Genomic DNA, 16,539 nt, shown 5'->3' on the forward strand with positions numbered 1-16,539 from the left:
CCGTCATGGCGTGTACCGGGGCTGCCCGCCTCGACGCTGACGCACCCCCGGTACACGCCATGACGGCACCGGACGCGGCTTGACGGCACCGGATACGCCATGACGCCGGATACGCCATGACCGCATCGGCGCACTCGCTGTATCGCATATTGCCGGGTCGCCGGGAATTCATGGGCGCACGCGGGGAAAGTCGCGCCGGAACGGGTCTCACGGGAGGCGCGATGGGTAGTGTCTTGAGCTATGGAGCATGAGGTGTTCGTTCCGTTTCCCGTCGACACCGTCCGGCTGGCACTCACGGAGTCCGACCGCGTCGCCCGCTGCGTTCCCGGGCTCCAGCAGGACGCCGATGCGGCGGTGGGTCCGCTCGCCGGGCGGCTCCGGGTGCGGATCGGCAGCTCGACCATCACCTACCGCGGCTCGCTGCGGATCGCCGAGCGCGGCGCCGGCTTCGAGGTGGCGGGCGAGGGGACGGAGGCGCGCGGCAGCGGCTCGGTGAAGCTCGCGCTGACCGTGGTGCCCAGGGCCGTGTCCGGAGGGACCGCGCTGGTCTGCTCCGGGACGGTGCGCAGCGAGGGGCGGCTGGCGGAGTTCGACGAGCAGGCGGCTGTCATGGTCGCCCGTCGGCTGCTGGACCGCTTCGGCGCGGCGCTGGCCACCGGCCTGGAGAAGGAGCCGGTCGCCACACTCGACGAGGTCGAGGACATCGATACGGCCGACGACGGGGTTGCCGTGGACGACGTCGGGGACCTCGACGACATCGACGATGTCGAGGACGTGGCCGAGGTCGGTGACCTCAGTGAGCTGGGCGAGCTCGAAGAGCTGGGCGAGCTCGACGACGAGCCGCCCGCCGAGGCCGCGCACGCACGCCGCACGATGATCGGCCGCAGCACGGAGGAGGTCGACCACGCCCCGCCGCGCGGCCGCTACGCCCCCGTACCCGCACCCCAGACCGTGTCCTCCGGTATCGCACTGCGCTGGGCGGCGCCCGCCGCCGCGGTGGTGCTCGCCTCCGCCGTCGTGGTCAGCCGGGTGCTGCGCCGCAGAAAGTGAGCGCGCGGAAGGTGAGCGTGCAGAAAGTGAGCGCCGCAGAAGGCTCGCAGAAGGTGAGCGAGGCGCGCGCGGGCGCATAAAGTCGGGGCGTGACCACCGAAGAGAGAACGGATACCCACGGCGTACGGCTGAGCGCCGGGGATGTCGAGCTGACCGTCGCACCCGACAACGGCTGCCGTGTCGCCTCGCTGCGCATCGACGGTACGGAGCTGCTGCGGCAGGGCCCGAGGTTCGGATCGTTCCCGATGGTGCCCTGGTGCGGCCGGGTCGAGCTCGGGCGGTTCCGCAACGGCGGCCGTAGCCATCAACTGCCCGTGAACGCGCCCCCGCACGCGATCCACGGCACCGGGCGGGAGGTCGCCTGGCGCACGATCAGCGTCGACACCGCCGCCGCGGCCTTCGCCTACGACCTCGCCGACCCCTGGCCGTACCGCGGCCGGGTCAGCCAGACCTTCCAGCTGACCCCGGACTCCCTGACCACCACGATGAGCGTGGAGACCGAGGGCGACTCCTTCCCGGCGCAGGCGGGCTGGCACCCGTGGTTTCTGCGCAACCTCCCAGATGACGGCGCCGGTGGTGGCGAGGCGGAGATCTCCTTCCAGCCCGAGTGGCAGGAGGAGCGTGGCGAGAACCACCTGCCCACCGGCCGTCGCATCGAGCCCCGCCCCGGGCCCTGGGACGACTGCTTCGGCATGTCGGACGGCGTGGACGTCACGCTCACCTGGCCGGGGCGGCTGGAGCTGAAGGTCACCAGCCGCAGCGAGTGGGTCGTGGTCTACGACGAGCAGGCGGAGGCGGTCTGCGTGGAGCCGCAGTCCGGCCCGCCCAACGGCCTGAACACCCTGCCGCGCCTCGTCACCCCCATCGACCCCCTGGAGATGTCCATGACCTGGAGCTGGCGGCGGCTCGCCTGAGTCCCGCCGCGGGGCAGCGCCTAAGCTCATGTCCATGAGCGATGCGCGTGACGCCCTGCTGCAGCAGATCAAGGACAAGGCCGTGGTCCACGGCAAGGTGACCCTCTCCTCCGGGCTGGAGGCCGACTACTACATCGACCTGCGCCGGATCACCCTGGACTCCGAGGCGGCTCCGCTGGTCGGCCAGGTCATGCTCGACACCACGGCCGACCTGGAGTACGACGCGGTGGGCGGGCTCACCCTCGGCGCCGACCCGGTGGCCACGTCCATGCTGCATATCGCCGCCGCGCGGGGCCGTAAGCTCGACGCCTTCGTCGTACGCAAGGCCCAGAAGACCCACGGTATGCAGCGGCGCATCGAGGGCCCGGACATCAAGGGCCGCCGGGTGCTGGTGGTGGAGGACACCTCCACCACCGGCGGCTCGCCGCTGACCGCCGTCGAGGCGGCGCGTGAGGCGGGCGCGGAGGTGGTCGCGGTGGCGACGATCGTCGAGCGCGGGGCCGCGCCGGCGATCGCGGAGGCGGGGCTGCGATACGTACCGGCGTACTCGCTGGCCGACCTCGACCTGGGCTGAGATGACCGAGGGTGGTGGTTTCACGTGAAACCACCACCCGCCGTCCGAGTCATCCCACCGTGCGCCGTGTGGAGCAATCCGCAGAGTCTGGGAGGATGGCCACGACGGCGACGTCGCCCCCACATCCCTTAGGTCAGGGCCAAGAAACAACACCCCGCACATCACAAGGAGCGGACAGATGCCCATCGCATCCCCCGAGATCTACAACGAGATGCTCGACCGGGCGAAGGCAGGCAAGTTCGCCTACCCGGCGATCAACGTGACCTCGACGCAGACTCTGCACGCCGCGCTCCGCGGCTTCGCCGAGGCGGAGAGCGACGGCATCGTCCAGATCTCCACCGGTGGTGCGGAGTTCCTGGGCGGTCAGTACAGCAAGGACATGGTGTCCGGTGCGGTCGCCCTTGCCGAGTTCGCGCATGTCGTCGCCAAGAAGTACCCCGTCAATATCGCCCTGCACACCGACCACTGCCCCAAGGACAAGCTCGACGGGTATGTGCGCCCGCTGATCGCGATCTCCCAGGAGCGCGTCGCGGCCGGGCAGAACCCGCTCTTCCAGTCCCATATGTGGGACGGCTCCGCGGAGAAGCTCGACGAGAACCTTCGGATCGCGCAGGAGCTGCTGGCCGAGGCCGTCAAGGCCAAGATCATCCTCGAGGTCGAGATCACCCCGACCGGCGGCGAGGAAGACGGCGTCACGCACGAGATCAACGACGAGCTGTACACCACCGTCTCCGACGCCGAGCGGACCGCCGAGGCGCTCGGCCTGGGCGAGAAGGGCCGCTACCTGCTGGCCGCCTCCTTCGGCAACGTCCACGGCGTCTACAAGCCGGGCAATGTCGTGCTGCGCCCTGAGCTGCTGCGCGATCTGCAGGACGGCGTGGCGGCGAAGCACGGCAAGACCGACCCGTTCGACTTCGTCTTCCACGGCGGCTCCGGCTCCACGGAGGACGAGATCCGCACCGCGCTGGAGAACGGCGTGGTGAAGATGAACCTCGACACCGACACGCAGTACGCCTTCACCCGCCCGATCGCGGACCACATGTTCCGCAACTACGACGGTGTGCTGAAGGTCGACGGCGAGGTCGGCGACAAGAAGACGTACGACCCGCGCAGCTGGGGCAAGCTGGCCGAGAAGGGCATGGCCGAGCGCGTCACCAAGGCCTGCGCGAACCTGCGCTCCACGGGCACCAAGCTGAAGTAACGCACGCGGCGGCTTCCCGGCTTGTCGGCCTCTCCGGGCCCGGCACCCCACGGCGGGGTGCCGGGCCCGGCGGCTTTTTCCCTCTTCCCATGGTTTTCTCTCCGGTGGCATTTCCCCTTTGCCGAGGTGGCGGGGAGGGGCGGGAGCGAGGAGGATCCAGGTATGGGTGACTCCGGGCCGGGGCCCGGCCCACGGCGTGAGCATCGCGCTCCGCCCCGCGCGCCGGCGGTGGTGGGAGGGGCCGGGGGCGTGGGCACGATGCGTGTGTCCTCGTCGGTCGGGCGCTGGGTCCTGCTGACCACCGTGCTCGGATCGTCGATGGCGCTGCTCGACAGCACCGTCGTCAATGTCGCGCTGCCGCACATCGGCCTCGACCTGAACGCCGATCTCCCCGTCCTGCAGTGGACCATCAACGCCTACATGCTCACCCTCGCCGGGTTGATCCTGCTGGGCGGTGCGCTGGGGGACCGCTTCGGGCGGCGGCGGGTCTTCGTCATCGGTGTGGTGTGGTTCGCCGTGGCCTCGCTGCTGTGCGGGCTCGCGCCCAACGCCGGGATGCTCATCGCCTCCCGCGCCCTGCAGGGCATCGGCGGAGCGCTGCTCACACCGGGGTCCCTGGCGCTGATCCAAGCCACCTTCCACCCCGACGACCGCGCGCGGGCGGTCGGCCTGTGGTCCGGATTCGGCGGGGTCGGGGCCGCGATCGGGCCGTTCGTCGGCGGCTGGCTGGTGGACGGGCCCGGCTGGCGCTGGGTGTTCTTCCTCAATGTGCCGCTGGCGGCGGTGTGCGCGCCCGTCGCCCTGCGCCATGTGCCCGAGTCCCGCGATCCGCGCGGGCACGGGCGATTCGACGTCCTGGGTGCCGCGCTGGGCGCGCTCGCGCTCGCCGGGGTGACGTACGCCCTGATCGCCGCGCCCGGCCAGGGAGTCTCGCCCGCCGTGATCGTCCCGGCCGTCCTGGGGGTGCTGCTGGGCGTGGCCTTCGTGTACGTGGAGCGGCGGCGGCCGGACCCGATGCTGCCGCTCGACATCTTCGCCTCCCACCAGTTCACCGCCGTCAACGCGGTGACCCTGTGCGTGTACGCGGCGTTCAGCGGCTTCTTCTTCCTGTCCGTGCTCCAGCTCCAGGTGGTCGTGGGCTACTCCGCGCTCGGCGCGGGCACCGCGCTGCTGCCCACCACCGTGCTGATGCTGCTGCTGTCCGCGCGCTCCGGCGAGCTGGGGCGGCGCATTGGGCCGCGTATCCCGCTGACCGTCGGCCCGCTGCTGTGCGCGGCCGGGATGCTGCTGATGACGCGGGTCGGGGTGGGGGCGGTCTACTGGCGCGATGTGCTGCCCGCGCTGCTGGTGCTTGGCCTGGGCATGGTCGCCCTGGTCGCCCCGCTCACCGCGACCGTGCTGGCCTCGGTGGAGGTCGAACGCGCGGGCCTGGCCAGCGGCATCAACAACGCGGCGGCGCGGGCGGCGGGCCTGATCGCGGTGGCGGCGCTGCCGCTGCTGGCCGGTATGGGGCCGGAGGCCTACCGCTCGGCGGCCCGGTTCTCGGAGACGTTCGGACGCGCCATGCCGATCTGTGCCGGGGTGCTGGTCGTGGGCGCCATCATCGCCTGGTGCACGGTGCGGTCCAATGCGCTGGAACAGGCGCCCCCCGAGGCCGCCGCCCCGCCCGCCGCCCCGCCCGTTGGTGCGCCGGCGGTGGAGGAGGGGGCGGAGGTTGCGGCGGAAGCCGCGGAGAAAAAGGCCGTTCCGCGCCGGCCGTGCCGCCCCGAGTGCGCGTACCACTGCGGCGTCGGCGCCCCGCCACTGGACCCCGGCGACCTGGGCAGCCGCACCGGCGACCCGGGCGGCTGACCCGCCAGGCGGGTGTTGGGGACGTGCCCCACCGTCCCGCGGACCAGGCAGACTGGGGGTCATGGCCATTCATGAGAACCTGCTCGGGGGACCGCCCCCGACCCATCTGCCCGATGACCCGGAGCCGCGTGAGCTGCTTGCTTCCGGTGCCGCTCCGGCTGAGGTCGCGGCGAAGTATCCGGCCTCCTCACTCGCCTGGGCGCAGCTCGCCGACGAGGCGTTCGAGGCCGGACGGGTGGTGGAGTCGTATGCGTACGCGCGTACCGGATACCACCGTGGGCTGGACGCGCTGCGGCGCAGCGGCTGGAAGGGGCATGGGCCCGTGCCCTTCGAGCACGAGCCCAATCGCGGTTTTCTGCGTGCCCTGCATGCGCTGGCCCGCGCCGCCCAGTCGATCGGTGAGCAGGAGGAGTACGAGCGCTGCTCGACGTTCCTGCGGGAGAGCTCCCCGACCGCGGCGGACACCCTCTCCTGACGTCCGTCCCTCTCCTTGGGCCCGTCTCTTCCGGGAGGCGGGCCGCTTCCTCGGGTCGGCATCCTCGGGCCGGCCTCCTCGGGTCGGCATCCTCGGGCCGGCCTCCTCGGGTCGGCATCCTCGGGCCGGCCTCCTCGGGTCGGCTTCCTCTGGCCGGCAGCGCACTTGCGGATGGGTGCGCATGACACGCATGATGCGCTCGGGGCCCGCCCGGGGCGGGTCCCGAGGGGACCGGGGCTCCGATGCCGAGATGAAGGGGCGGACCGCTACCCGGTAGCAGCAGACTCAGGAGACGGCGATGTCGCATCAGCCTGCCCCGCACGAAGCCGAGCCGGACACCCCGAATCTCGACTTCCAAGGCACGACCCCATACGAGGACTATGTCCAGGCGTCCGTGCTCACCCACCTCCAGCACCCGCTCTCCGACGACCCCGGAGAGATGGTTTTCCTGGTCACCACCCAGGTCATGGAGCTGTGGTTCACCGTCATCGTCCACGAGTGGCAGACCGCCGCGCAGGCGCTGCGCGAGGACGATCTGCCCACCGCGCTGGCCGCGCTCAAGCGCTCCACGTACGAGCTCGAATCGCTCAACGCGTCGTGGAAGCCGCTTGCGCATCTCACGCCCGGCCAGTTCAACTCCTATCGCTCCGCGCTCGGCGAGGGCTCCGGCTTCCAGTCCGCGATGTACCGGCGGATGGAGTTTCTGCTCGGTGAGAAGTCCGCGTCGATGCTCGTCCCGCACCGGGGCGCGCCGCGTGTGCACGGGGAGCTGGAGAAGGCTCTGACCGAGCCCAGCCTGTACGACGAGGTGCTGGGCTATCTCGCCCGCCAGGGCTACGCGGTCCCGGAGTCCGTACTGGACCGCGATCCCACGCGGCGGTACGAGCCGGACGCCGCGGTCGAGCGGGTGTGGCAGGAGATCTACTCCGGCCCGGACGACACCGCGCCGGCCCGCCTGGGCGAGGCGCTGACCGAGGTCGCCGAGCTGGTGTGGCGCTGGCGTAACGACCATCTCGTCGCGACCCGGCGGGCCATGGGGGCCAAGGCCGGTACGGGGGGCTCGGCGGGGGTCGCCTGGCTGGAGAAGCGGGCGACGAAGAACGTCTTCCCCGAGTTGTGGACGGCGCGCAGCCATGTCTGAGCCCAACGTGACTCTGGCCGAGGAGGCGGCGAAGCTGGACGCCGCCGACGAGCTCCGCGCCAAGCGCGCCGACTTCGTCCTCGACGACACGGTCTACCTCGACGGCAATTCGCTCGGCGCCCTGCCGGCCGCCGTCCCCGCCCGGCTGGCCGATGTCGTGGCCCGTGAGTGGGGGCAGCTGCGCATCCGGTCCTGGGAGGAGAGCGGCTGGTGGACCGCGCCGGAGCGGATCGGCGACCGCGTCGGGCGGATCGTCGGCGCCGCGCCCGGGCAGGTGGTGGTCACCGATTCGACCAGCGTCAATGTCTTCAAGGCCCTCGTGGGCGGCGTACGGATCGTCCAGGCCCGCGACGTGTCCCGGGACGAAATTCTCGTCGACGAGTCCACCTTTCCCACCGACGGCTATATCGCCGAGTCGGCCGCCCGGCTGACCGGCTGCACCCTGCGGCCCGTACCCGCCCCCGAGATGGCCGCCGCCGTCGGCCCGCGCACCGCCGTCGCGCTCGTCAACCACGTCGACTACCGCACCGGCCGCCTCCACGATCTGCCCGGCACCACGACGGCCGTGCACGCCGCGGGCGCGCTCGTCGTCTGGGACCTGTGCCACAGCGCGGGCGCGCTGCCGGTGGGGCTCGATGCGCACGGGGTCGACCTGGCGGTCGGCTGTACGTACAAGTACCTCAACGGCGGGCCCGGTTCGCCCGCCTATCTGTATGTCGCGCGTGAGCACCAGCCGCGCTTCGACTCCCCGCTGCCCGGCTGGAACTCCCACGCCGACCCGTTCGGCATGGCGCCCGCGTACACCCCGGCCGACGGCGCCGTCCGCGGCCGGGTCGGCACCCCGGACATCCTGTCCATGCTCGCGCTGGAGGCCGCGCTGGACGTCTGGGACGGCGTCTCGACGGCCGCCGTACGGGCGAAGAGCCTCGCCCTGACGGACTTCTTCCTGCGCTGCGTGGACACCTACGTCCCGGCGGGGCGCGTCGAGTCCGTCACCCCCGCCGCGCATGAGCGGCGCGGCAGCCAGATCGCGCTGCGCTGTGCCGATGCGGGCGAGGCGATGGCCGAGCTCATCCGCCGCGGCGTCGTGGGCGACTTCCGCCGCCCCGATGTGCTGCGCTTCGGTTTCACCCCGCTCTACACGGGCTTCGCCGACACCGAGCGCGCGGCGCGCGTGCTGGCCGCGGTGCTGGCGGGCGAGCCGGGCGAGGCGGGCGCGCCGGGGGAGGTGGCCTAGCCGTGCCGCGCCGCCGCGCCTGGTCGTGCGTGGGGCATCACCCGGTGTGGCCGGACGCGCCGATGACCGACCAGGCAGGCCCGGCCGATCAGGCAGGCCCGGCGGCGTCCGCCGAGGCCGAGGAGGCGTCCCTCTTCGGCCTCGCGCCCGTCTCCCCTGACCGCGTCGCGGCGTACGGCGACCACCGCGACCAGGTGGTCGACTTCTATCTGCCCGAGGCGGAGACGCAGGCGGGCGCGGCGGCGCTGCCCGCCCCGCTGGTGCTGCTGTTCCACGGCGGCGCCTGGCGCGCCCCGTACGACCGGCGTCATATCTCGCCGTTCGCCGCGTATCTGGCGGGGCGCGGGTTCGTGGTGGCGTCGGTGGAGTACCGCCGGGGCGGCCCGGACGGGGGAGACGGCTCCCCGCCGCGGGCCGGGCGGTGGCCGGAGACGCTGGACGATATCGCGGCCGCCGTGGACACCGTGCCCGGGCTCGCGCGGGGTCTTGCGCTGCCCGTGGACCCGGCGCGCGTGGTGCTCGCCGGGCACTCCGCGGGCGGGCATGCCGCGCTGTGGGCGGCGGCCCGCCATGTCCTGCCGCCGGACTGCCCCTGGTATCTCCCCTCGCCTCCCCCCGTGTGCGGCGTGGTCGCCCTCGCCCCCATCGCTGACTTCGCCACCGCCCGCGAGCTGCGGGTGTGCTCCGACGCCGTCAGCCAGTTCCTCGACCTCGATATCCCCGACCTCGATATCCCCGACGGCGATATCCCCGACGGCGAGGCGCACCACCTGGACCGGCTGCCGCTCGCCGATCCCGCCGCGCTGCTCCCCACCGCCGTTCCCACCACCATCGTGCAGGGCGTCACCGACATCGACGTCCCGCCGCAGGTGGCGTACGCGTTCACGGAGACCGCGCGGCGCGCCGGACAGCCGGTCCGGGCGGTGCGCCTCGCTTCCACCGGGCACTTCCCGCTGATCGACCCCACGGCGGCCGCCGTACGCACGGTCGCCGACGAGATCGCCCACGTCGCCCGTACCACTCGTCGAGAAGGGCGGTAGCGTCCCCGGCATGAGCAGCAGCGCAGCCCCCGCCCCCGTCTTCGACCCCTGGCAGCCGTCGTTCGTCGCCGACCCCTACCCGGCGTACGCGGCGCTGCGCGAGCGTGGTCGTGCGCACTATTTCGAGGCATCCCGGCAGTGGCTGATCCCGCGCCACGAGGACGTCCGGGTCCTGCTGCGGGACCGCCGCCTCGGCCGTACCTATCTGCACCGTTTCAGCCACGAGGAGTTCGGCCGCACCGCCCCGCCGCCCGAGCACGAGCCGTTCCATACGCTCAACGGCCACGGGATGCTGGACTTGGAGCCGCCGGACCACACCCGGCTGCGCCGTCTGGTGTCCAAGGCGTTCACGCCGCGTACGGTCGAGCGGCTGGCGCCGGTTGTCGAGCGGCTGGCGGACGAGCTGGTGGAGGCGTTCGTCGCCGAGGGCGGCGGCGATCTTGTGGCGGCTGTCGCCGAGCCCCTGCCGGTGGCCGTTATCGCGGAGATGCTGGGCATTCCGCCGGCCGACCGCGCGCAGCTACGCCCCTGGTCGGCGGATATCTGCGGGATGTTCGAGCTGAACCCGGGCGACGAGGCCGCGCGGCGCGCGGTCCGTGCCTCCGTCGAGTTCTCGGAGTATCTGCGTGAGCTGATCGCCGCTCGCCGCCGGAACCCGGGGGAGGATCTGATCAGCGGGCTGGTCGCGGCGTACGACGAGGGGGACCGGCTCACCGAGCAGGAGATGATCTCCACTTGTGTGCTGCTGCTGAACGCCGGTCACGAGGCCACGGTCAACTCCACGGGCAACGGCTGGCTGGCCCTCTTCCGCCACCCCGATCAGCTCGCGCTGTTGCGGTCCGACCCCGATGCGCTGCTGCCCACCGCCGTCGATGAGCTGCTGCGCTACGACACGCCGCTGCAGCTGTTCGAGCGGTGGGTGCTGGACGATATCGAGGTCGGCGGGACGGTCATCCCGCGTGGCAGCGAGGTGGCGCTGCTCTTCGGCTCGGCCAACCGGGACCCGGAGCGCTTTCCCGACCCCGACCGGCTCGACCTGTCCCGTACGGACAACGCCCACTTCAGCTTCGGCGGCGGCATCCACTACTGCCTGGGCGCGCCCCTGGCCCGCCTCGAACTGGCCGCTTCCTTCGGTGCGTTGCTGCGGAGGGCGCCCGGGCTGCGGCCGGCCGCGGAGCCGCGGTGGAATCCCGGGTTTGTCATCCGGGGGCTGCAGGAGCTGCTGGTCGAGGTCTGAGCCCGTGAACGGCGGAACCCCCGTTGTCGTCCACAGCCTGTGGACGACAACGGGGGTTCCGCCGTTCACGGACCGGTCCCGCCGTTCAGGGGCACCGGACCGGTCAGTTGGTCATGTCGCGGCGCCGCAGCCCCCACAGGCCCGCGGCCGTCAGCACGGCCGACCCCAGGAGCAGCCATACGAAGGGCGCCGCCGAGACGCTCTCGCCCGGGAGCTTCGGCAGATGGCTGAAGGGGGAGAGGTCCAGGACGGCCTGGGGCGCGTCGAGCGCCGGGCCGAGCCAGCCGATGGCGACGACCACTCCGACCACGGCCCAGCCGAGGGACGTGGTGTACGAGGGCAGCAGGCCGAACAGCAGGACCACCACGCTGGTGACGACCCACACCGCCGGGATCTGGGCCAGTGAGGCGCCCAGGACGCGCGGCAACTCACCGCCCAGGTCGTCGGCCGCGGCTGCGTAGACGATGCCCGCCCCGAGACCGCCGGCGGCGAGGATGACGACCGGGCCGAGGTAGGCGATGACGAGGTGGCTCATGGCCCATCGCAGTCGGCTGACGGCGTTGGCCAGCAGCGGTTCCGCGCGCTGGTCGGTCTCCTCCGCGCGCAGCCGCAGCACGGCGGTGGCCGTGTGGACCGTGACGATCACGCCGATGAGGCTGATCATGGCGGCGAGGAAGGCGTCGTCGATGTTCTGCGCCCCGCCCATGCGCTCGATGATCTCACGGTTCTTCTCGCTGTCTCCGACGATGTCGCCGGCGCCGTTGGCGACGCCGCCGAGCATGGCGGCGGAGAGGGCGACGCCGACGACCCAGCCCAGCAGAGTGCCGCGCTGGAGGCGCCAGGCCAGGCCGTACGCGCCCTGCAGGGACTTGCCGGCAGCCGCGGGGCCGGGGCGTGATGCGAAGAAGCTGGCACCGACGTCACGGCGCCCCGTGAGGACGTAGGCGACGGCGAACGAGGCGGCCGCGAGCACGGCCAGCAGCAGCAGGGTCCACCACCGCTCCTGTGCGAAGGGCCGGGTGTTCTCCGCCCAGCCGATGGGCGAGAGCCACACCAGCACATGGCTGGAGCCCTCCGAGGCGTCCTTGGCCGCGTCGCCCGCCATGCGCAGCAGGTACGCGACGCCGACCGCGGCGGCGGCCAGGCCCCTGGCCAGCCGCGCGTTCTCGGTGATCTGGGCGGCGACGGCGGCCAGACCGCCGAAGACCAGGCCCGTGAGGCCGATGGACAGGCCCAGGGCGAGCGCGCCGCCGCTCCCCTCGCCCGCGAGGGTGGCCACCACCAGCAGGGTGATGGCGGCGTTGGCGATGGCGACGGTGAGCAGGGCGGAGGTGAGGCCGGCGCGGCGGCCGACCATGCCGGCGGACAGCGCTTCCTGGCGGCCCGACTCCTCTTCCTCACGGGTGTGCCGGATCACGATGAGCAGGCTCATGATCCCGGCGAAGGCCGCGAGGAAGGTACCCACCCGCCAGGCGGTGAGGGCGCCGTACGAGTCGTCGAACGCGACGCCGAGCATGGACCGCAAGGCGCCGTTGGTGTTCATGTCCTTGGCGACATTGGCCCGGTCGGCGGCCGTCTCGTACGTGCTCTTCATCCGGCTGAGGGTGCTGCTGCCGGTCATGCCGATGGCCAGCGCCCACACCGGGATCATGATCCGGTCGCGGCGCAGCGCGAGCCGCAGCAGTGTGCCGGTGCCGGCCAGGTCGCGGGAGCCGGTGCGCTCGGGGGCCGAGACGCGGGTGTCGGCTACGGCGGTCATCGGGCGACCGCCTCTGCCTCGTCGCGGATGTCGTCCTGGTAGTGGCGCAGGAAGAGCTCTTCCAGGGTGGGCGGGGTGCTGATGAGGCTGCGCACGCCCGACTCGCCGAGCTGCCGCAGCACGGCGTCCAGCTTGTCGGTTTCGACCTGGAGCTTGACGCGCTTGCCCTGGATGTCGAGGCCGTGGATGCCGGGGAGGGCGGAAAGACCGTTGGGCGGGCCGGACAGTTCGGCGGTGACGGAGGTGCGGGTGAGGTGGCGGAGCTCGGCGAGCGAGCCGGACTCGACGGTGCGGCCCTTGCGGATGATGCTGACCCGGTCGCAGAGCGCCTCGACCTCGCTGAGGATGTGGCTCGACAGCAGCACCGTACGGCCCCGCTCCCGCTCCTCGATCACACAGTCCCGGAAGACCTCCTCCATGAGGGGGTCGAGCCCGGAGGTGGGCTCATCCATGATCAGCAGGTCGACGTCCGAGGCGAAGGCGGCGACCAGCGCGACCTTCTGCCGGTTGCCCTTGGAGTAGGTGCGTCCCTTTTTGGTGGGGTCGAGCTCGAACCGCTCCAGCAGCTCCGTGCGCCGGTCCTGGTCGAGGCCGCCGCGCAGCCGCCCGTACAGGTCGATGACCTCGCCGCCGCTGAGGTTGCGCCACAGGGTGACGTCGCCGGGCACGTAGGCGATGCGGCGGTGCAGCTCGACCGCGTCGTGCCAGGGGTCCTTGCCCAGGAGCTGGACCGCTCCGCTGTCCGCCCGCAGGAGGCCGAGCAGAACGCGGATGGTGGTGGACTTCCCGGCCCCGTTGGGCCCGAGGAAGCCGTGGACTTCGCCCGTCTCGACCTCCAAGTCGAGGCCGTCCAGCGCATGCGTGCGGCCAAATGACTTGTGGAGGCCGGAGGTGGAGATTGCCGTTGTCATGCTTCTGAAGCTACGCTAGTTTCACAAAATTGTGAAGTTAGCGAAGTGTATAAACTGATATTGAACGAGCGAACGAGTGATGAAGGGAGATGAGGCGGCGGTGACGGAGGTGACGCGGCAGGAGAGCGCGCGCGACGGCGAGGGTGTGGACTTCGATCGCGACGATGAGGCGGTGTCGCAGTTCGTCGAGCGGTTCGCCGCGGACATGACCGAGGCCGGGATGCAGCGGATGGGCGCCCGGGTCTTCGCCGCCCTTCTCGCCTCCGACTCCGGCAAACTCACCGCCGCCGAGATCGCCGAGCTGCTGCAGATCAGCCCGGCCGCGGTCTCGGGCGCCGTCCGCTACCTCGCCCAGCTGAACCTGATCACCCGCGAGCGCGAGCCGGGCACGCGGCGCGACCAGTACCGCCTCTACAACGAGGTCTGGTACGAGGCGGTGTCCAACCGCGACCAGATCCTCACCCGCTGGCAGCACACGATGCGGGACGGGGCGAAGGTCCTCGGTCCGCACACCCTGGCGGGGGCGCGGGCGATCAGGACCGCGGAGTTCTACGAGTTCATGCAGAAGGAACTGGTCGAGATGCTGGCGCGCTGGCGGGCCCACGTGGAGGGCGCCCATCTGGAGGTGCCCCACGTGGGGGAACAGAAGACGGGCTAACTCTCCCGGCATCCGCTCACTCCCCCCGGGGGACCATCAGGCGCCAGGCCTCGGTGAGGACCGTCCAGGTGCGGGTGCGCACCGGGCCACGGGTCAGGGTGTCCGCGTGGTAGCGGAAGTCCGGACCCGAGACGGTGATCGCCCGCGCCCGCGCACGGACCGGGCCGTCCCCGGCACACTGGTGCACCACGACATCGGCCAGGCCGCCGCGGCCCGCCGCGGCCGTGGACACCGAGACCCGCTCGACCGGCCGGTCCAGATCGGCCAGCAGCACCCCGTCCGCCTCCACCCGCAGCCGCTGCGCGGGCGGCCGGGTCCGCCGCCGGGAGCCGCCCAGGCCGCCGCCCTGCAGCGACAGCAGCGTCAGCGCGGTGCGCGCGGTACGGGCCGCGGGGGTCCACCACGGCTGATGGCCGCCGTCGTACCCGCCCGTACCGCCGCCCGTACCGCCGCCCGTGCCGCTGACCGCCCCGCTTCCGTCTCTGTCCCTGCTCGCGTCCCTGTCCCCGTCCTCGCTCGCGTCCCCGGCCCCGTTCGCGTCCCGGTCCCCGCTCCCCGGCTGCTCCCCGCCGAAGATCCGCAGGCCCCCGAGGACCACCCCGCCGCTCTCGTCGACCAGCAGGTCACGCCGGTGCGCGGTGCCGTCGAGCGCCGTACGCGCCGCGCTCACCGCGTCCGTGGGCAGGCCCAGGGCGCGGGCCAGGGCCACCGTGGCCGAGCCGCCCACCGGCACCACCGACAGCGCCGCGTCCGCCAGCTCCCGCTTGCGGTGCAGCAGCTCCACGGTGCGCAGCAGGGCCCGGTGGTCACCGACCAGGACGGGCCGGCGGCTGCCACGGCGGGCGAGCGCCCGCTCGACCTCCTCGGGCCCCTCCGGCAGGCAGATTTTCGCAGACGCGCCCGCACACAGCACATCTTTCGCGATCCGCACCGACTCCCCGTCGGTTCGACGGGCGGTGGGGTCGATGAGCACGAGCAGGGGGCGCCCCCGGACGGCGTCCGGGGAAACCTGCCAGGGATCTGGAGCCGACACCTCGGTCCTTCCTCAGGTAATCTCTCGGTGCAAGAGCCCCTGTCGCTGTTGCGCCAGGGGCTTCGTCTATCCGGGGCACCGGTTCGACGGCTCTTGTGGTGGCACAAGCCACCGCGCACGTTGGACATGCCCCGCCCGGAAGGGGTGTACGCCTGTGCCCGCACTTGTGCTGCTCGGTGCTCAGTGGGGTGATGAAGGCAAGGGAAAGGCCACCGACCTGCTCGGTGGCTCGGTGGATTATGTGGTGCGCTACCAGGGCGGCAACAACGCCGGCCACACGGTCGTCGTCGGCGACCAGAAGTACGCGCTCCACCTCCTCCCTTCCGGAATCCTCTCCCCGGGATGCACCCCGGTCATCGGCAACGGTGTCGTCGTGGACCCGGCGGTCCTGCTCTCCGAGCTGAGTGGGCTGAACGCGCGCGGCATCGACACGTCCAAGCTGCTGATCAGCGGTAACGCGCATCTGATCACTCCGTACCACACCACCCTCGACAAGGTGACCGAACGCTTCCTCGGAAAGCGCAAGATCGGCACCACCGGTCGGGGCATCGGCCCGGCCTACGCCGACAAGATCAACCGTGTCGGCATCCGGGTGCAGGACATCTTCGACGAGTCGATCCTGCGGCAGAAGGTCGAGGCGGCCCTCGACTTCAAGAACCAGGTCCTCGCCAAGCTCTACAACCGGCGCGCCATCGCCGTCGAGCAGGTCGTCGAGGAGCTGCTGGGCTATGCCGACCAGCTCAGCGGCTTTGTCGCGGACACCACGCTGCTCCTGAACAACGCCATCGACGACGGCCAGGTCGTCCTCTTCGAGGGCGGCCAGGGCACGCTGCTCGACGTCGACCACGGCACGTATCCCTTCGTCACCTCCTCGAACCCCACCGCGGGCGGTGCCTGCACGGGGACCGGGGTCGGCCCGACAAAGATCAACCGCGTGATCGGGATCCTCAAGGCCTACACCACGCGTGTCGGCGCGGGCCCCTTCCCGACCGAACTCCTCGACGAGGACGGCGACAAGCTGCGCACCATCGGCGGCGAGCGGGGCGTGACGACCGGCCGCGACCGGCGCTGCGGCTGGTTCGACGCGGTCATCGCGCGCTATGCGACCCGGGTCAACGGCCTGACCGACTTCTTCCTCACCAAGCTGGACGTGCTGACCGGCTGGGAGCGCATTCCGGTGTGCGTCGCGTACGAGATCGACGGCAAGCGGGTCGACGAGCTGCCGTACAGCCAGACCGACTTCCACCATGCGAAGCCGATCTACGAGACCCTGCCGGGGTGGTCGGAGGACATCACCCAGGCCAAGTCCTTCGACCAGCTGCCGAAGAACGCGCAGAAGTACGTATCGGCGCTGGAGGAGATGTCGGGCGCGCCCATCTCGGCGATCGGCGTCGGGCCGGGCCGCGACGAGACGATCCAGATCAACTCGTTCCTGTGATGAGTCGCTGAGGTGCGGCC

At 71.8% G+C, this 16,539-nt stretch carries 15 protein-coding genes; 12 read left to right on the forward strand and 3 right to left on the reverse strand.

The genetic code is table 11. The features are described from left to right. Positions 1-240 precede the first annotated feature (240 nt). The 10 genes from CCN51_RS25740 to CCN51_RS25785 all read left to right on the forward strand — a co-directional run bounded on the left by CCN51_RS25740 (position 241) and on the right by CCN51_RS25785 (position 10,720). Positions 241-1,050 carry an SRPBCC domain-containing protein gene (locus CCN51_RS25740; protein WP_014178256.1) on the forward strand — a complete coding sequence of 270 codons (810 nt, stop codon included), beginning with the start codon at positions 241-243 and terminating at the stop codon, positions 1,048-1,050. 89 nt (positions 1,051-1,139) lie between these two features. Further along, positions 1,140-1,964, forward strand: a complete 825-nt coding sequence (locus CCN51_RS25745) for an aldose epimerase family protein (protein ID WP_014178257.1) — start codon at positions 1,140-1,142, stop codon at positions 1,962-1,964. A 28-nt stretch (positions 1,965-1,992) separates the two neighbouring features. Then, on the forward strand, positions 1,993-2,538 hold the full coding sequence (gene pyrE, locus CCN51_RS25750) for an orotate phosphoribosyltransferase (protein ID WP_014178258.1): 546 nt from the start codon (positions 1,993-1,995) through the stop codon (positions 2,536-2,538). A 178-nt stretch (positions 2,539-2,716) separates the two neighbouring features. After that, entirely contained in the window at positions 2,717-3,739 is a 1,023-nt protein-coding gene (fbaA, locus tag CCN51_RS25755; RefSeq protein ID WP_014178259.1) for a class II fructose-bisphosphate aldolase, read from the forward strand. Positions 3,740-3,997: 258 nt separating this feature from the next. Then, complete coding sequence (locus CCN51_RS25760) at positions 3,998-5,590, forward strand: MFS transporter (RefSeq protein ID WP_043490994.1); 1,593 nt, start codon at positions 3,998-4,000, stop codon at positions 5,588-5,590. Between the two features lie 61 nt (positions 5,591-5,651). Further along, positions 5,652-6,065: a DUF3151 domain-containing protein gene (locus tag CCN51_RS25765; RefSeq protein ID WP_014178261.1), complete on the forward strand. Its 414-nt coding sequence runs from the start codon at positions 5,652-5,654 to the stop codon at positions 6,063-6,065. 298 nt (positions 6,066-6,363) lie between these two features. Then, on the forward strand, positions 6,364-7,206 hold the full coding sequence (locus CCN51_RS25770) for a tryptophan 2,3-dioxygenase family protein (protein WP_014178262.1): 843 nt from the start codon (positions 6,364-6,366) through the stop codon (positions 7,204-7,206). Beyond that, complete coding sequence (gene kynU / locus CCN51_RS25775) at positions 7,199-8,443, forward strand: kynureninase (RefSeq protein WP_014178263.1); 1,245 nt, start codon at positions 7,199-7,201, stop codon at positions 8,441-8,443. Before CCN51_RS25770 ends, kynU begins: the two co-directional genes overlap by 8 nt. A gap of 62 nt (positions 8,444-8,505) precedes the next feature. After that, positions 8,506-9,483, forward strand: a complete 978-nt coding sequence (locus tag CCN51_RS25780) for an alpha/beta hydrolase (protein ID WP_014178264.1) — start codon at positions 8,506-8,508, stop codon at positions 9,481-9,483. A gap of 10 nt (positions 9,484-9,493) precedes the next feature. Then, positions 9,494-10,720, forward strand: a complete 1,227-nt coding sequence (locus tag CCN51_RS25785) for a cytochrome P450 (RefSeq protein WP_014178265.1) — start codon at positions 9,494-9,496, stop codon at positions 10,718-10,720. A gap of 103 nt (positions 10,721-10,823) precedes the next feature. Here CCN51_RS25785 and CCN51_RS25790 read toward each other — a convergent pair whose 3' ends face one another. Both CCN51_RS25790 and CCN51_RS25795 read right to left on the reverse strand, forming a co-directional pair. After that, positions 10,824-12,479, reverse strand: a complete 1,656-nt coding sequence (locus CCN51_RS25790; protein ID WP_014178266.1) for an ABC transporter permease — start codon at positions 12,477-12,479, stop codon at positions 10,824-10,826. After that, positions 12,476-13,390: an ABC transporter ATP-binding protein gene (locus CCN51_RS25795; RefSeq protein ID WP_014178267.1), complete on the reverse strand. Its 915-nt coding sequence runs from the start codon at positions 13,388-13,390 to the stop codon at positions 12,476-12,478. Before CCN51_RS25795 ends, CCN51_RS25790 begins: the two co-directional genes overlap by 4 nt. Before the next feature lie 79 nt (positions 13,391-13,469). Between CCN51_RS25795 and CCN51_RS25800 the strand changes: the two genes are divergently transcribed. Then, complete coding sequence (locus CCN51_RS25800) at positions 13,470-14,048, forward strand: GbsR/MarR family transcriptional regulator (protein WP_014178268.1); 579 nt, start codon at positions 13,470-13,472, stop codon at positions 14,046-14,048. A 16-nt stretch (positions 14,049-14,064) separates the two neighbouring features. Here the strand turns inward: CCN51_RS25800 and CCN51_RS25805 are convergent, their stop codons facing one another. Beyond that, positions 14,065-15,081, reverse strand: a complete 1,017-nt coding sequence (locus tag CCN51_RS25805; RefSeq protein WP_014178269.1) for a diacylglycerol kinase family protein — start codon at positions 15,079-15,081, stop codon at positions 14,065-14,067. 154 nt (positions 15,082-15,235) lie between these two features. On the opposite strand from CCN51_RS25805, the gene CCN51_RS25810 reads away from it, so the two are divergent. Further along, positions 15,236-16,519: an adenylosuccinate synthase gene (locus tag CCN51_RS25810; protein ID WP_014178270.1), complete on the forward strand. Its 1,284-nt coding sequence runs from the start codon at positions 15,236-15,238 to the stop codon at positions 16,517-16,519. Positions 16,520-16,539 lie beyond the last annotated feature (20 nt).

The sequence above is a fragment of the Streptomyces milbemycinicus genome (assembly GCF_002154605.1).
In the GTDB taxonomy this organism is placed as follows: Bacteria; Actinomycetota; Actinomycetes; order Streptomycetales; family Streptomycetaceae; genus Streptomyces; species Streptomyces milbemycinicus.

Bases quoted from the DNA above. Each gene is read 5' to 3' on its own strand.
- kynU (WP_014178263.1), top strand. From the start codon at position 7,199: ATGTCTGAGCCCAACGTGACTCTGGCCGAGGAGGCGGCGAAGCTGGAC.
- CCN51_RS25780 (WP_014178264.1), top strand. From the start codon at position 8,506: ATGACCGACCAGGCAGGCCCGGCCGATCAGGCAGGCCCGGCGGCGTCC.
- CCN51_RS25740 (WP_014178256.1), top strand. From the start codon at position 241: ATGGAGCATGAGGTGTTCGTTCCGTTTCCCGTCGACACCGTCCGGCTG.
- CCN51_RS25785 (WP_014178265.1), top strand. From the start codon at position 9,494: ATGAGCAGCAGCGCAGCCCCCGCCCCCGTCTTCGACCCCTGGCAGCCG.
- CCN51_RS25795 (WP_014178267.1), bottom strand. From the start codon at position 13,390: ATGACAACGGCAATCTCCACCTCCGGCCTCCACAAGTCATTTGGCCGC.
- fbaA (WP_014178259.1), top strand. From the start codon at position 2,717: ATGCCCATCGCATCCCCCGAGATCTACAACGAGATGCTCGACCGGGCG.
- CCN51_RS25800 (WP_014178268.1), top strand. From the start codon at position 13,470: ATGAAGGGAGATGAGGCGGCGGTGACGGAGGTGACGCGGCAGGAGAGC.
- CCN51_RS25770 (WP_014178262.1), top strand. From the start codon at position 6,364: ATGTCGCATCAGCCTGCCCCGCACGAAGCCGAGCCGGACACCCCGAAT.
- pyrE (WP_014178258.1), top strand. From the start codon at position 1,993: ATGTCCATGAGCGATGCGCGTGACGCCCTGCTGCAGCAGATCAAGGAC.
- CCN51_RS25760 (WP_043490994.1), top strand. From the start codon at position 3,998: ATGCGTGTGTCCTCGTCGGTCGGGCGCTGGGTCCTGCTGACCACCGTG.
- CCN51_RS25790 (WP_014178266.1), bottom strand. From the start codon at position 12,479: ATGACCGCCGTAGCCGACACCCGCGTCTCGGCCCCCGAGCGCACCGGC.
- CCN51_RS25765 (WP_014178261.1), top strand. From the start codon at position 5,652: ATGGCCATTCATGAGAACCTGCTCGGGGGACCGCCCCCGACCCATCTG.